Below are 14,436 nucleotides of genomic sequence, written 5' to 3'. Positions count from 1 at the left end.
GGGTGGGGCAGACGGCGGAGCCGGGGCAGGTATTCGCGGGATATCGCATCGAACGCCTCCTGGGCATGGGCGGTATGGGCGAGGTGTACCTCGCGCACGATCGTGATCTACCGCGTTTCGTCGCCCTGAAATTGCTCGGCGGCGCCGTGACCGATGACCCTGATGTGCGGGCGAGGTTTCAACGTGAGGCCGATACCGCCGCGCGATTGGCGCACCCGAATATCGTGACGATCTACGCCCGCGGTGAGCATGAGGGGCGGCTGTGGATCGCCATGGAATACATCGACGGGACCGATGTCGGCACCCTGCTGCGCAACGGTCCGCTCCCACCGGACTACGCCGTGTGGATCATCGACCAGACCGCTCGAGCGCTCGACCACGCCCATCGGAACGGGATCCTGCATCGGGATGTCAAACCGGGCAACATCCTGATCGCCGGTGGTACGCCACAGCGAGTCCTGCTCGCGGACTTCGGCATTGCCAAGGCCTTGGACGAAACTGCCGGGCTCACTCGCACCGGGGAGGTCTTTGCCAGTTTCCGGTATGCCGCCCCCGAACAGTTCGACGCCTCGTCCGGTATCGACCGCCGCACCGATGTCTATGCCCTCGGTGGGGCACTGCACCACCTGCTCACCGGTTCGCCCCCCTTTCCCGCCACGACCACCGGCCAATTGATCCACGCCCATCTGCATCTACCTCCGCCGCGCCCTGGTCACCTGAACCCGGCCCTGCCCAACGGTTTCGACGCGGTGATCGCGAAGGCGATGGCCAAGGAGCGTGAGCATCGATTCGACAGTTGCGGTGAGCTCGCCGAGGCGGCTGCCGCGGCGCTCGCCGACGCTCGGCTGCCGCGGTCGGCATTGCCGTCCCCGCCCGCGGCGGCTCCGCCGCCGCGGCATGGTCGATCCCGCATGCTGTTGCTCGGGGTGGCCGCGCTCGTCGTCGTCCTCGCACTCGGCGGCGGTGTGGCCGCGGTGTCGATGGCGTGGAATTCCTCCGAGGCCGCGCAACTGCAGCAGCAGCGGACCATGGAGGAGGAGCTCGAGAAGGCGGCCTGCGATATCACCGAGGCAATCACGAACTACGACTACACCGATATCGACGCCTACATGAGGGCGATCGGCGAGCATACGACCGGAAAGGCCAAGCGGGATTTCGACGAATCGCTCCCGACTCTGCGTGATCTCCTGGTGGAGAACCGGACATCCACCCGAGTGAAAGATCTGCAGTGCTACTACAAATCCGGCGATGCCACTCGGGCCGAGGTGCTGGTCATCGGGGAGCAGACCGTCAAGACAGCGGTGGCTCCCGAACCGAGGACCACTCAGTTGTCGATGGTGATGACACTCGAGAACGTCGACGGTCGGTGGCTGTGTAGCAAGCTCACCCTGACCGCCCCCAAATGATCACGGCGGTTGGAATAGGGCGACCAGGCCGTGAGCGCCACGCGGACGAGATCGGTGTCGTAATCGAGATGGCGGGACAGCACCCGGCCGGTGGTGATGCAGATGTCCGCGCAATCGAGGTCGGCGCGGGTACAGCTGATCGGCTCGGCGACGGTTTCCTCGCCCGGACAGGCGTCCGCGCATGCGGTACACACCCGAGCGCAGGCGAAGAAGCACTCCTCGATACAGCGGGCGAGAGCACGTCGGTCGGTCTCTCCGAAATCGGTCGGGTGGGCCTGGAGCATATCGGCTGCCCGGGTCGTCGGCGTTCCTTCCCGGGGTCGGGTGTTTCCAGCGGGGGGGCGTACCCCCCCGACGCCGATGAACCCGCTGCCGCCCGTGGGGGTGAGCCTGTCGGAGCGGTACGTTCGATTCCGATGCCGTATGGGTAGGTAGCGTGGTCGGTCGCGACAATCGATCCCGGACAGGAGATGACTTCCCTTGACGATCCCCGACCCCACACGGTTGCATCCGTCCACCCGACCGGAGCTGACGAATGTGGTGTTCCTGTCCAACCAGATCGATTCGCCGTTCATCGAGGTGGGAGAGTTCACCTACTTCGACGACGAGGGCAGCGGGGTGCCGTTCCAGGACGCGAACGTGCTGTACAACTACGGTCCGCAGCGCCTGATCATCGGCCGGTTCACGGCGATCGCGCCGCGGGCGACATTCGTCATGCCGGCCGGTAACCACCCGATGGTCGGTCCGTCCACCTACCCGTTCACCATGTTCGGCGGGGCGTGGACGGACAACACCCTCGAAGTGTTCACCGCCATCGACCCGCTTCCGGACACCGTGATCGGCAACGATGTGTGGATCGGGCGCTCCGCCACGATCATGCCCGGTGTAACCGTCGGCGACGGTGCGGTGGTCGCCGCGCACGCGGTGGTCACCAAGGATGTCGAACCGTATGCCATCGTCGCGGGTAATCCCGCCCGCCATATCCGCACCCGCTTCACTCCGGAGGAGGTCGCTGTCCTGCTACGGGTGCGCTGGTGGGATTGGCCGATCGAACTCGTCACCGAGCACGCGGCCGTCATCATGGGCGGTTCACCCGCCGAACTGGCGCGGATCGCCGAGTCGCACGGGTGGGGTGGCTCCGCGACGGAGTGAGCAGCGGTAGCTCAGGCGTCGATCTGTTCGCGCAGGATATCGCCGTGCCCGGCGTGTCGGGCCAGTTCGGCGATCATGTGCAGATAGATCCATCGCAGGTCGACCGTGCCCATGCGCCAGTGTCGGCGGCGCACCTCGAGGTCGTATTCGGCGGCGATCTCCCGTGATCGGGCGCAGGCACGTTCGAAGGCGGTGATCACCTCCTCGAGGGTTTCGTCGTCCCCGACGAGGAAACTGACGTCGCCGGGGGTGGCCGGGCCATCGCAGTCGTGTTCGCCGATGCCGGCCAGTACCCGCTGGAACCAGACCCGCTCGGCCACGGTGGCGTGTTTGATCAATCCGATCGGCGTGGTCAGCGAGGGTACGAGCCGGCGTCGGGCATCCGTTTCGGAGAGGCCGCGCGCGGTGGCCACGAGTGTGGCGCGATTTCGGTCGAGCATGTTCTCCAACAGCGCCCGTTCGGGTCCGTGGCAGATCGGTTCCGGTGCGGTCACGCCGTCACCGTACGCCGGCGTCGGTCACGAGGCGGCCGGTGTCGGCGCATGGTCAGCGGTCGGCGTCGGTGTAGCGGATGACACCGCGAATATTGCGTCCCGCCAACATGTCCTGGTAGCCCTCGTTGATCTGGTCGAGCCGGTACTGCCGGGTCACCATATCGTCCAGATTCAATTTGCCCACCTTGTACATCGATAACAGGTGCGGGATGTCGTAGTGCGGATTGCCGCCGCCGAAAATGGTGCCCTGCAGGTTCTTCTGCAGTAGCGACAGCATTGCCAGATTCAGGGTGGCCCGGTTGTCGGTGAGGCTGCCCATGGCGGTGAGTACGCAGGTACCGCCCTTGGCGGTGATGCCCATCCAGCTGTCGACGTCCTCGCCGTGCACCTCGCCCACCGTCACGATGACCTTCTTGGCCATTCCACCCCAGGTGATCTCGGCGCACGCGGCGGTGGCCTCCTCGATATCGGCGTAGGTGTGGGTCGCGCCGAATTTCAACGCCTGCTCGCGTTTCCAGGGGATGGGGTCGATGGCGAAGATATAGCGTGCACCCGCGTGTGCCGCGCCCTGTAGTGCGGCGATCCCCACTCCGCCCAGACCGATGATCGCGACATCCTCGCCGGGACGGATATCGGCGGTGCGCACGGCCGAACCGTAACCGGTGGTGACTCCGCAGCCGACCAGGCACGCCACCTCGAACGGGATATCGGGAGCGATCTTCACCACCGAGCTCTGGTGCACCACCATGTAGGGGGAGAAGGTGCCCAGCAGGGCCATGGGGTAGACGTCGTGGCCGCGGGCCCGGATGCGAAACGACCCGTCGGTTACCGAGGTGCCCGCCAGCAATAGCGCTCCCAGATCGCAGAGATTGCGCATACCCGCCTGGCACGACGGGCACTTCCCGCAGGAGGGGATGAACGACAGCACCACGTGGTCACCGACCGCAAGGTCTTCCACGCCCGCGCCGACCTCGATGATCACGCCGGCGCCCTCGTGGCCGCCGAGCACCGGGAATCCCATCATCGGGATGCCGCCGGTGACCAGATGGTGGTCGGAATGGCACATTCCGGCCGCCTCGAGCCGGATTTTCACCTCGTGTTCGCGTGGATCGCCGATCTCGATCTCTTCGATCTGCCACGGCTGGTCGAATTCCCAGATGAGAGCGCCCTTGGTCTTCATCGTTCGCCTTTCCGCGCGATCCGGGCCCACTGCACATACCGCCGGAGACCGGATCCGAACTGCTGCACACAAGTGTATGGACAACCGTCCAGACGACGATACGACAAATACTTCGACGCAATCCGGGTTTCACTCATCGGCCGCGACCGGCTTCGTGGAATGCCCGGGTGATGCGAGAATGAGAAGATCATCTACTGTTTCTCTCAGTACCTCATTTCGTGCAGACCAGGAGGTCGGTTCATGGGTGCCCCGAATACCGCCATCGAGCCATCCGCCCCGCAGGGCGCACCGATCGGGCCAGGCTCACTGACCTGGAAGTACGCCGGTGACCTGCGGAACATGTTGTTCCTCGGACGCACCGGAATCCTGCAGAACATGCACCCCGCCGTGGGCGCGGCCCTGCAGGACCACTCGAATTTCTTTGCGGATCCCTGGGATCGGTTGGTGCGCTCGTTACCGCAGATCCAGGGAATGATCTACGACGCGGACAACGAGGATCAGGCCCGGCGGGTGCGGGACTACCACCGACACCTCAAAGGCACCGATTCACGCGGCGAGCGCTATCACGCCCTCAACCCCGACGTGTACTGGTGGACTCATGCCACTTTCGTCGAACTGACCATCGCGCTCAACGAGTATTTCGGCACGCCGCTCACCGACGCCGAGAAGGATCAACTGATCGCCGAGGGCATCACCTGGTGGCGGATGTACGGGCTGTCCGACCGGGTGCTGGTGACCGACTATGCGGAATTCGAAGAGTACTGGGACCACACCATCGACGAGGTTCTGGAAGCCAACGCCACCACCGATTTCGCCCTGCGGTTGAACCGGGAGCGGATTCCGGCGTTCCCCGGTATTCCCGAACCGGTGTGGACGGTGATCTGGCGACCCGTGATGGCATTCAACGTGTGGTTGGCCAACGCACTCATGCCCGAACGGGCCCGGGAGATTCTCGGCCTGCGCTGGACCCCGATCGACCAGGTGTGCTTCCGCGCGTTCGCGACGACGGTGCGCACCATATGGCCGCTGCTGCCGGACCGGCTCAAATACGCCCCACGCGCCTACGCGGGGATCGAACGCGTGCGTACCACCTGACCCCATGATCTAGTGGGTACGGAATCCGACGAGGGAGAGCCCGTGCAGAACCGTCCGACGGCAGCAGAACTGCTGGAAACACTTGCCGAACTCCTGGAGGACACACTGCTGCCGGCGTTGCCGCCCGATCTGCAGCATCGTGCGCGAGTCGGGGCGAACCTGGCCCGCATCCTCGGACGCGAGGTCGAACTCGGTCCGCAGGCGGCGCGGCGGGAACGGGACCTGCTGGCCGCCGTTCCCCCCGGTGACGACGAGGCGCTGTGGCAGGCGCTCACCGAGGTGGTGCGAGCCGATCTCGCCATCGCCAAACCCGGATACGACAGGTGGGAAGGTGAATGAGCACCGACCCGGTCCAGGGGTTGACCGCCTTTCTCGGTGACGAGTTCGGCGGCTCCGTGCGGATCTTTCGGTTTCAGTTCCTGTCCGCGGGCGCGCGGCGGCGCAATATCGCCTTCGAGGCCACCGTGGACGGTGGTGAACCGCGTCCCCTGGTGGCCACGATCGTGCCGCCCGCGGTCGAACTCGTCCCGGTCGACGCCGAGGCCGCGGTGCGGGAACTGGCCCGGGCCAACGGTATTCCGGCACCGGAGGTGGTGGCCGTCTGCACGGACACCCGCTATATCGGCGAACCGTTCATGATCTCCGAACACATCGACGGGGAGACCGTGCCCCGCAAGGTACTGCGTACCATCGCGGCCGCCGGTAACGCCGAGACGGTGGCGCGACAGTGGGGCGTGGCCATGGGCCGCCTGCACGGTATCGACCCGGCCGCGGTCCCGGACAGCGTGCCCGCCGCGGGCGTCGATCCCGCCGCCGAACAGTTCGCCGCGGCCGAACGGGGGGTGCGTGAACTTCTCGCCGACCGCCCCGTTTTCGGGTTGGCGCTGCGCTGGCTGGAGAAACGTTTACCCGGCCTACCGCCGAAACCCGTCCTCCTGCATACCGATATGCGCAACGGCAATCTGATCGTCGGCCCCGACGGACTGCGTGCCGTCCTCGACTGGGAGGGGGCCCAGCGGTTCGGCGACCCCATGCGCGATGTCGCCTGGCCCGCCCTGCGGATGTGGCGATTCCGCGAGGATCACCGGGAAATGGGTGGAATCACCGACCGGGACACCTTCGTCCGCGGCTACGAGAGCACCGGAGCGGCCTTCGAGGCCGACCGTTACCGCTGGTGGAAGGTCATGGGCACGCTCGCCTGGGGGGTCGGTCTCGCCGGTCAGGCCGCGGCCCATCTCGACGGCACCGTCCGCGATATCGTCATGGCCGCCGGCGGTCGGCGCGTCTCGGAAATCGAATGGGATCTGCTCATGCAGATCCGCCCTCGCGCGAAAGCATAGGAGTCATCGTGGATTTCGAACTGCCCGCCGACCTGGCCGCCTATCTGGACGAACTGGACGATTTCATCGACAAGGAGATCGTTCCGCTCGAACGGGCCGACGACAACATCCGCTTCTTCGACCACCGTCGCGAAGACGCCCGCACCGATTGGGAACGCGGCGGTCTGCCGAGTCGGGAGTGGGAGGAACTCCTCGCCGAAGCCCGGCGTCGCGCCGACGCCGCCGGCCATTATCGCTACGCCTTTCCCGCCGAGTACGGCGGTCGGGACGGTACCAATCTCGGTATGGCCGTGATCCGTGAACATTTGGCCCGCCGCGGCCTGGGCCTGCACTGCGATTTACAGAACGAGCACGCCATCGTTGCCAATAATGTCGGCCTGCTGCTGATGCTCGAATACGGGTCCGCGGAGCAGCGGGCCCAATGGGTGGACGGCCTGGCCGCGGGCACCAAATTCTTCGCGTTCGGTATCACCGAACCCGAACACGGCTCCGACGCCACCCATATGGAGACCACCGCCGTCCGGGACGGCGACGATTGGGTGATCAACGGCTGCAAGACCTGGAATACCGGCGTCCATATCGCCGACGCCGACCTGATCTTCGCCCGCACCTCGGGCAGGGCGGGCGAGGGCAGCGGTATCACCGCGTTCCTGGTGCCCACCGACACGCCGGGTTTCACGGTCGAGGAATACCTGTGGACCTTCAATATGCCCACCGACCACGCCCGGGTCTCGCTCACCGATGTGCGCGTGCCCTCCTCGGCGGTATTCGGCGAGGAGGGTAAAGGCCTGGCCGTCGTCCAGCATTTCTTCAACGAGAACCGCATCCGCCAGGCCGCGTCCAGTCTCGGCGCCGCCCAGTACTGCGTCGACCAGGCCGTCGCCTACGCCAAGGAACGCAAACCCTTCGGTAAACCGTTGGCCGCCAATCAGGCGATCCAGTTCCCCTTGGTGGAACTGCACACCCAGTGCGAGATGTTGCGCGCGCTGATCCACAAGACCGCCTGGTCGATGGACGCCTACGGTACCTTCGCCGTCTCGGAACAGGTATCGATGTGCAACTACTGGGCCAACCGGCTGTGTTGTGAGGCCGCCGATCGGGCCATGCAGGTGCACGGCGGACTCGGTTACTCCCGGTACAAGCCGTTCGAACACATCTACCGGCATCACCGCCGCTACCGCATCACCGAGGGCGCGGAGGAGATCCAGATGCGCCGGGTCGCCGGATATCTGTTCGGGTTCATGGACCGGACCGTGGTCAAGGGAGTCGGGTCGCAGAACGCATCGCGCTGATCGCGTTCACCGGCCACCGCGGGGGCGGATCATCATGGGCAGAGTGAAATCATGGGCAGAGTGAACATGGTCATCGCCGAACCGGTCCGGGCCGGGGAGAATATTCTACCGGATGGACGTCGATTGGGGTGGGCGGAGTGGGGGCCGCCGGATGGCCGGCCGGTCGTGTTCTGTCCCGGAGCGGGATGGGGACGATGGCTGGGTTTCGGTGCCGATGTGGTGACCGAACTGGGGGTGCGGCTCATCTCGGTGGAACGTCCCGGCCTCGGTGTCTCCACCCCGGCCCCCGGCCGGACACTGCTCGACTGGGCCGACGATATCGGTCGGCTCGGCCTCACCGACCCCGCACTGGTGGGTTTCTCCCAGGGAGCGCCGTTCGCGCTCGCCTGTGCCGCGCGGGCGGTGGGCTCGGCGGTGGCGATCGTCTCGGGTGGTGACGAACTCGCCCACCCCGGACTCACCCTGCCGTCCGAGGTGCGTCGCCTGGTCGATCGGGTGACCGCCGACCCGGTCGAGGCCGAGGCCGAGTTCGCCGGCTTCGGCAGCGCCGAGACCCTGTGGCGGATGAGCGTCGAGACGAGTCCCGAGGTGGACCGGAAAATCTATCGACAACCACAGTTCGACGAAATGTTCCGCCGCACCCTGGCGGCCGGCTTCGCGCAGGGCTCGGCGGGCTATGCCCGAGATACGGTTCTCCATCTGTCCCCGTGGCCGTTCCGGGTCGAGGACCTCGACTGCCCCGTGTACCTGTGGTACGGCGAACACGACACCAACCCCACCCACTCGCCCGACCACGGGCGCACCCTCGCCCGGCGAATTCCGAAGGCCGTCCGACACCATGTGGCCGACGCCGGTGGCGCGCTGCTGTGGACACATGCCGACCGCATCCTGCGCGACCTTCTCGGGTGAGTGCCCACCACACCGGCCGGGGCGTGGGTCAGCGCACGCCGAGCGCCTCGAGGATCATCGGACGTGCCGTCTCGAGCGCCTGCGCCCAATAGGGCCAGGTGTGTGTGCCGTTGACGATATCGACCCGGGCCGGGATACCGGCGGCATTGATCCGGTCGCGGAATATCTGGGCGGCGGTCATCGCGATCGCCTCCAATCCCATGGCGTTCACGGTCTCACCGACACCGTGCGAGGCGTCGAGCGGGCCGGGCGCGCCATTGCCCGACCAGATGTACATCGGCAGTCCACGTAGCAGTTCGGCCTGTACGGTGGCGTCGTTGCGGGTCCAGGCGGGGTCGTCGATCGGGCCCCACATATCGGCCAGGTTGAAATTGCCCTCGTCCCACATGGCCGCGCGCATCGCCTCGTTCCAGAGCGGGAAGGTGGGGTGAAGGAACCCCGAGAAGGACCCGGCGAATTTGAACTGGTTGCGATGGTGGGCGGCCAGTACCAGTGCGGCGTTACCGCCCATGGAGGGGCCGACAATGGCGTTGTTGGTGCGCGAGACCCCATAGCGGGCCAGGAAATCGGGCAGCTCCCGGGTTAAGAACGTCTCCCATTTGTAGGCCCGTTCCTGGCCGTTGGTGCTGCTCGGTCGGTACCAGTCGGTGTAGAAACTCGAGCGACCGCCCACCGGGAACACCAGGGTGACATCGTCGCCCACGAATCGGCGCAGGGCATCGGTATCGGTGGTCCACTGGTTGTGGTCCTCCGGCGCCCGCAGACCGTCGAGCAGATAGAGCGCGGCGCTGCCTCCACGAGCCGCCCACTGCACCTGAACCTTGATGGGTCCCATGCTGGACGGCACGAAGAGGTCCTGGGTGCCGCCGGCCGGGGCGCGCAGCTGTGCTTCCCGGATCGGCGCGGCGGGGGCGACGGCCGCACCGATCGTCGACATGAGCACGGCCGCCGCGACCACGGCGAGAGCTTTTATCGGCCACGAGCGGTTTTTCCGTCGTTTTCCGGCTCGCTCGGCTCCGTCCACTCGTATACCTCCCGCCTTCGTCCTGTTCACCGGTCGAAGAGAGTCGAATTCTGCTGCCGCGCGATACCGCCGACCCGGTGTCCGAAATCGGACGGGATCGGCGTGCGGTATCACAATCGCTTCCCGGGTCGCGGATATCGCGACCACCGCGCACCGAGCCGGAGTCACTGTATACGAGCCGGACGTATGATCCGTAACAACCGTGTATGGGACACGCGGATTCGGCGTGAGTGTCGCCGTGGTGGGCGCTCACACGTCGATACGCATACAGATCCGAGGCCACCGATCCAGTCCGTGTGCGGCCTCCGCGGCGCGGATCGCGCGTAGTCCCGGCGTCTCCTCCGATCGGGTCAACGGGCGAAATCCGAGCCTTTCGTAGTAGGGGCCGTTCCAGGGGACTTCGGCGAACGTGGTCAGGGTGAGGGTCGGGAACCCATTGGCGCGCGCCCAGGACAGCACCCGTCCGATGAGGGCCTGCCCGATGCGCTCACCCGCGTGATCCGGGTGCACCGAAACCTGCTCCAGATGGGCGGTGCCGTCCACCACCCCCACCATTGCGAACGCGATCGGGGTATCCGATTCGTCGACGTACACCCAGACCCGGCCGTGCGAATGGCGCTCGGCGAATACCTCCGGCGCGGGTGGTTCGTCCGTGGCGACCGTCATCATGCCGATCTCGGCGAACTGCCTTCCCGCGGCGCGTTCGATATCCCGTAGTACGGGCAGGTCGGCTTCCGACGTCATACGGATCATGGGGGAATCCTCGCGCCGATGGTGCGCGCGGCCAACCGATTTTCGAGCCGAGCACGCCCGGATACGGTCAGTCGGCGGTGGTGACCCGATAGCCGGCGGGACCGGCGGTGACCTCTGTGACCGGGCCCGGTGGGCGCCCGCAGCGACGGTCGCAGCCGGACCAGTGTTGGCGGCCGGAGGTGGTGACCAGCTCGGCGGGAATTACCGTGTCCGTCGGCGCGACCCCGATATCCGAGGCGGTGCGGCCGGATTCCACGGCCTCGGCGGCATCGGCGCGCACATCGGTGTGGGATTTCGCGCAGCCGGGCAGGCCGGCGCAGGCGGTGATATCCAGCCATGGCGAGGCGGCGTCGAAGATCAATCCCATGGGTGCCAGCACTCGAACCACCTGTTCGGCGGGCCATTCCTCGAGATCGGTGATGACGAGACCACGCCACGGGGTGATCAGCACCGGGCGTTCGATCGCGGCGACGAACTCGGCCGTCCGGGCGGGCAGGGACCCAAATCGTACACCGGCACCCAGGGCGACCAGACCGTCGTCCTGGGGCAGCCACCCGATCGGGGGTTCGGTTCGTGTGGGGGGGTCGATCCGGTCCGGACCCGGGGACAGACCGAGCAGCTCGACCAGGCGTTCGATGCCGTTGTCGATCTCGTGCAGCCGCCACTGCCCATTGCTCAGCTCGAGGAAACCGTGCGCCGCGGCCAGCAATACCTCGACGGTTTCGGCCGGCGAGACCCGAACGCCGCTGTCCCGTCCGGCCAGCAGCAGCGCGAATTCGTCGTCTCCCACGGCGTGGGCGCCGATATCCGGGCGCAGCCCACTGATATCGCCACGGCCGTCGTCGAGCCCGAACAACACCCGGCCGGGAAGGTCGGCCAGCCGGGGTGCGGCGAGCAGAGCGGTATCCAATGCCGGGACCAGTGCCTGTACGTCGGCGCCGCCGCCGATACGGCCCGAGAGCGGGGAGGCCACGATATTGCGGACGCGCTCGTGCGTTCGACTGGGCAGCAGACCGGCCCCCGCCAACAGGTCGGTGAGCGCCCCGGCATCCCGCACCTGCCGCAGCTGCACATTGCCGCGCGAGGTGAGTTCGATATTTCCATCGCCCAGCTCGTGCGCCGCCTCCGCCAGGGCCTGCACCTGTTCAGGGGTCAGTCGCCCACCGGGCAGTCGGATCCGGGCCAGCGGACCGTCGGCGGCATCGTGCAGCCGCAGGACACCGGGGCAGGAGTCGGGTTTCGGGCGCATCATGACCCGACCAGGATACGAGGCCGGTGGCCGCGCATCCGCCGCGCCTCTTTCCGGGACGAGGCCACGCGGTTATCGTTGAACTGGTAGTTCGCTGATCGAGACGACGGATTCGTCGACAATCGCGCCCTGTCGGCGCAGTTCACCGCCCCACCGCATGTGGAGGAGAACCGATCGTGACCACCGAACCCAAACATCAGAGCTCGGAAAGCCCCACAACCAGCGGTACGCACACGCTCCCGCGATCCGGCTCGAGTCCGGTACGGCAGGGTCTGGCTTTCGGCGGGACCATCGCCGCTGCCGCCCTGTTGTTGACCGTGGGAGTCGTCAATCTCCTCCAGGGGATCTCCGCCGTAGTGGAGGACGATATCTTCGTCGTCGGCCCCCAGTACACCTACAACCTGGATCTCACCGGGTGGGGGTGGATCCATATCGTGGTCGGCATTCTGCTGATCCTCACCGCCTTGGCGCTCGTGACGGGGGCGACCTGGGCGCGGGTCACGGCGATCGTGCTGGCCTGCCTGTCGATCATCGCGAATTTCCTGTGGATCCCGTACTACCCGCTGTGGTCCATCCTGATCATCGCCCTGGACGTGGTGGTGATATGGGCGATCACGACCTGGAGCCCGGAACGGGCATGACGGTTGCCGGATCGTCGCAGCGCCGCTCGGCCCGTATTGCTCAGTGAGCCGCGCGCTCGAGGTTGTCGATGATCCGCTGCATGGTGCCCATCATGTGGACATAGTCCGCGTCGGCGATATCGGCGACGGCCAGGCCGCGGAGTCGTCCCACGGTGTCGGCGGCCTCGTCGTGGGCCGCGCGACCGGTCGTGGTGAGCTCGAATCGGCCGTCGACGGTGCGCTGCACCCAGCCGCGTTCGATCAATGCGTCCGTGATGTCGTCCGGGGTTGTCCGGTCGACCTCCCAGAAGGGCCGCAGGGCGTCCATGAGTTCGGTGGTGGTGGCGGGTTTGCGGGCGATCGTGTGCAGGGCCTGCCATTCGCGGCGGGTGAGACCGGTCTCGCCGAGCAGACGGTCGAAGGTCGTGGTGATCAATCGGTCGAGCCGTTTCACCTGATATCCGAGGGGCCGGTTCTCGCCGGTGTCGGTGGCGGGCGCGGTGCGGGCGGGAGTTCCGGTGGACGAGCCGCAGGCGGTCGCGGGTAGCGCGAGCGCGAGTACGGCGATGAGGGGGAGTTTCTTCACGGACGGCCTTTCGTCTGCCAATACGAGTTTGCCCGACATAAATATGCTGTTTGTAATATAATTGTACAATTACAAGTATATGCCGAGTTATAGCATGTCCGGGTGGACGATGTCGAGCGAATCGAACGGGCAATGGTGGCGATCCGGCGCAGACAGACCCGGCGGGTGCTCGCAGGAGCGGGGGAGCCCGTGGGACCGGCGTTCGATGTGCTGGACGTGATCGAGGGATCGTCGGAACCGACGACCGTATCGACCGTGGCGGAGGCGCTGGCGGTAGATCAGCCCAGGGCGAGCAGGCTGGTGGCGGCGGCGGTCGCGCAGGGGTTGGTTCGGCGTCTCGCCGATCAGGCGGACGGGCGGCGCTCGGTGCTGGTGTTGACCGAGGCGGGACTCGAGCTACTCGCCGCGGCCCATACGCGGCGTCGAGCCGCGTTCGATGCCGCGATGACCGGGTGGTCCGAGCGCGAACGGGCCGAATTCGCTCGGCTGCTCACCCGTTTCGTCGCCGGGATGCCGTGAGGTCGTTCGCGCACCGATCGTCGGGAGGAGGCGATCATCGGGAAGAGACATACGAATTCCGCGTACCCCGGCTCGTCCATGGGAGCCGGGGTACGCGGACGAATCGACGACCGACCGCCGCCGACGGGCTGCGGTCGGAGTAGGTCAGAGGGTCCAGGTGCCCTGGATGTCCTCCTCCACGGGCGCGTACACGACTTCCTTCGCCGTCTGATCCGGCCGGAGTTCGAACGCGACGATCCCGGTTCGGGTCTCGCCGGGCTCGAGGGGGCCGGCCACCAGGCCGCCGGGCACGTCCGTGAGCGGGGCGATCAGCTCGCCGTCCGTCGTGACCAGGAACAGATCGAGATCGGGAGCCAGGGACGGGTTACCGGCGATGTGCTGGAAGGTCACCTCCTGGGTGAGTACCGTATTGCCGATTTCCCGAGGTGGCACGGTTGTATCGGTGGGACGGACGATGACGGCCATATCACCGTCGTTGCTGACCTGGATCGGGGTCCCCACCGGGCCGGACCGGACCGTCGGGTCCACCGCGGCGGGCGCGGCGGGTGGGGCCGGTTCGACGGGGGCAGGTTGGGCATCGGCCTGATCGGCCAGGAAAACCATCAGCGTGAATGTCAGAGCGGCGACGATCGTTTTCTTCATGAAAACCTCCGGGGTCGTCTGTCACGCGAGCGGATTCAGGGCCGGTGGAACCGGATCGGTGGCCCATGTCGGTTCAGCGGGAGAGTGCTTCCCGGTCGATCGAACAACGCTCGTCAGACTAAGACCCCACCGCCCGTGCTGCTAACCCCGTGGCGGCGGTCCTTGTGAATCTGTG

General features: G+C 66.5%; 17 protein-coding genes. 9 read left to right on the top strand and 8 right to left on the bottom strand.

Features of this window, described 5'->3' with window-relative positions:
- Window positions 1-2: 2 nt before the first annotated feature.
- Window positions 3-1,406, top strand: coding sequence for a serine/threonine-protein kinase (locus tag ON32_RS12070; protein ID WP_051133155.1), 1,404 nt, complete (start codon window positions 3-5; stop codon window positions 1,404-1,406).
- On the opposite strand, the gene ON32_RS30975 is transcribed toward ON32_RS12070, so the two are convergent.
- Entirely contained in the window at window positions 1,325-1,690 is a 366-nt protein-coding gene (locus ON32_RS30975) for a four-helix bundle copper-binding protein (protein ID WP_040790959.1), read from the bottom strand. The genes ON32_RS12070 and ON32_RS30975 overlap by 82 nt on opposite strands.
- Window positions 1,691-1,886: 196 nt before the next feature.
- On the opposite strand from ON32_RS30975, the gene ON32_RS30525 reads away from it, so the two are divergent.
- A complete protein-coding gene (locus tag ON32_RS30525; RefSeq protein WP_085995179.1) occupies window positions 1,887-2,558 on the top strand; it encodes a CatB-related O-acetyltransferase in 672 nt (223 codons plus the stop codon).
- Between the two features lie 11 nt (window positions 2,559-2,569).
- Here the strand turns inward: ON32_RS30525 and ON32_RS12055 are convergent, their stop codons facing one another.
- Both ON32_RS12055 and ON32_RS12050 read right to left on the bottom strand, forming a co-directional pair.
- Window positions 2,570-2,998, bottom strand: coding sequence for a DinB family protein (locus ON32_RS12055; RefSeq protein ID WP_051133209.1), 429 nt, complete (start codon window positions 2,996-2,998; stop codon window positions 2,570-2,572).
- 106 nt (window positions 2,999-3,104) lie between these two features.
- Entirely contained in the window at window positions 3,105-4,232 is a 1,128-nt protein-coding gene (locus tag ON32_RS12050) for an NDMA-dependent alcohol dehydrogenase (RefSeq protein WP_040791233.1), read from the bottom strand.
- Window positions 4,233-4,472: 240 nt separating this feature from the next.
- Between ON32_RS12050 and ON32_RS12045 the strand changes: the two genes are divergently transcribed.
- The 5 genes from ON32_RS12045 to ON32_RS12025 are packed head-to-tail and all read left to right on the top strand — an operon-like array spanning window position 4,473 to window position 8,868.
- Window positions 4,473-5,327: an oxygenase MpaB family protein gene (locus tag ON32_RS12045; RefSeq protein WP_051133154.1), complete on the top strand. Its 855-nt coding sequence runs from the start codon at window positions 4,473-4,475 to the stop codon at window positions 5,325-5,327.
- 12 nt (window positions 5,328-5,339) lie between these two features.
- Window positions 5,340-5,666 carry a DUF6285 domain-containing protein gene (locus ON32_RS12040; RefSeq protein WP_245550987.1) on the top strand — a complete coding sequence of 109 codons (327 nt, stop codon included), beginning with the start codon at window positions 5,340-5,342 and terminating at the stop codon, window positions 5,664-5,666.
- The gene (locus tag ON32_RS12035) at window positions 5,663-6,667 is read left to right on the top strand and encodes a phosphotransferase family protein (protein WP_040790957.1); all 1,005 of its coding nucleotides are present in this window, start codon (window positions 5,663-5,665) and stop codon (window positions 6,665-6,667) included. Before ON32_RS12040 ends, ON32_RS12035 begins: the two co-directional genes overlap by 4 nt.
- A gap of 8 nt (window positions 6,668-6,675) precedes the next feature.
- Entirely contained in the window at window positions 6,676-7,959 is a 1,284-nt protein-coding gene (locus tag ON32_RS12030) for an acyl-CoA dehydrogenase family protein (RefSeq protein WP_040790956.1), read from the top strand.
- Window positions 7,960-8,010: 51 nt separating this feature from the next.
- Window positions 8,011-8,868, top strand: coding sequence for an alpha/beta fold hydrolase (locus tag ON32_RS12025; protein WP_174361625.1), 858 nt, complete (start codon window positions 8,011-8,013; stop codon window positions 8,866-8,868).
- A 28-nt stretch (window positions 8,869-8,896) separates the two neighbouring features.
- Here ON32_RS12025 and ON32_RS12020 read toward each other — a convergent pair whose 3' ends face one another.
- The 3 genes from ON32_RS12020 to cobG all read right to left on the bottom strand — a co-directional run bounded on the left by ON32_RS12020 (window position 8,897) and on the right by cobG (window position 11,897).
- Window positions 8,897-9,898 (bottom strand): alpha/beta hydrolase, encoded by a 1,002-nt coding sequence (locus tag ON32_RS12020; protein ID WP_373284300.1) that lies wholly within the window; start codon window positions 9,896-9,898, stop codon window positions 8,897-8,899.
- 243 nt (window positions 9,899-10,141) lie between these two features.
- Entirely contained in the window at window positions 10,142-10,708 is a 567-nt protein-coding gene (locus ON32_RS12015; RefSeq protein WP_281032231.1) for a GNAT family N-acetyltransferase, read from the bottom strand.
- A gap of 4 nt (window positions 10,709-10,712) precedes the next feature.
- Window positions 10,713-11,897: a precorrin-3B synthase gene (gene cobG / locus ON32_RS12010; RefSeq protein ID WP_040790954.1), complete on the bottom strand. Its 1,185-nt coding sequence runs from the start codon at window positions 11,895-11,897 to the stop codon at window positions 10,713-10,715.
- 173 nt (window positions 11,898-12,070) lie between these two features.
- Here cobG and ON32_RS12005 point away from each other — a divergent pair, with 173 nt between their 5' ends.
- Complete coding sequence (locus tag ON32_RS12005; protein ID WP_373284294.1) at window positions 12,071-12,535, top strand: DUF7144 family membrane protein; 465 nt, start codon at window positions 12,071-12,073, stop codon at window positions 12,533-12,535.
- A gap of 40 nt (window positions 12,536-12,575) precedes the next feature.
- Here the strand turns inward: ON32_RS12005 and ON32_RS12000 are convergent, their stop codons facing one another.
- On the bottom strand, window positions 12,576-13,100 hold the full coding sequence (locus ON32_RS12000) for a MarR family winged helix-turn-helix transcriptional regulator (RefSeq protein WP_051133153.1): 525 nt from the start codon (window positions 13,098-13,100) through the stop codon (window positions 12,576-12,578).
- Between the two features lie 102 nt (window positions 13,101-13,202).
- On the opposite strand from ON32_RS12000, the gene ON32_RS11995 reads away from it, so the two are divergent.
- Entirely contained in the window at window positions 13,203-13,619 is a 417-nt protein-coding gene (locus ON32_RS11995; protein ID WP_217998048.1) for a MarR family winged helix-turn-helix transcriptional regulator, read from the top strand.
- A gap of 144 nt (window positions 13,620-13,763) precedes the next feature.
- On the opposite strand, the gene ON32_RS11990 is transcribed toward ON32_RS11995, so the two are convergent.
- Window positions 13,764-14,261 carry a hypothetical protein gene (locus tag ON32_RS11990; protein ID WP_040790952.1) on the bottom strand — a complete coding sequence of 166 codons (498 nt, stop codon included), beginning with the start codon at window positions 14,259-14,261 and terminating at the stop codon, window positions 13,764-13,766.
- Between the last annotated feature and the right edge of the window lie 175 nt (window positions 14,262-14,436).

It is taken from the genome of Nocardia paucivorans NBRC 100373 (assembly GCF_000308675.1).
Lineage (GTDB): Bacteria > Actinomycetota > Actinomycetes > Mycobacteriales > Mycobacteriaceae > Nocardia > Nocardia paucivorans.
This window is presented reverse-complemented; position numbering and strand designations above follow the sequence as displayed.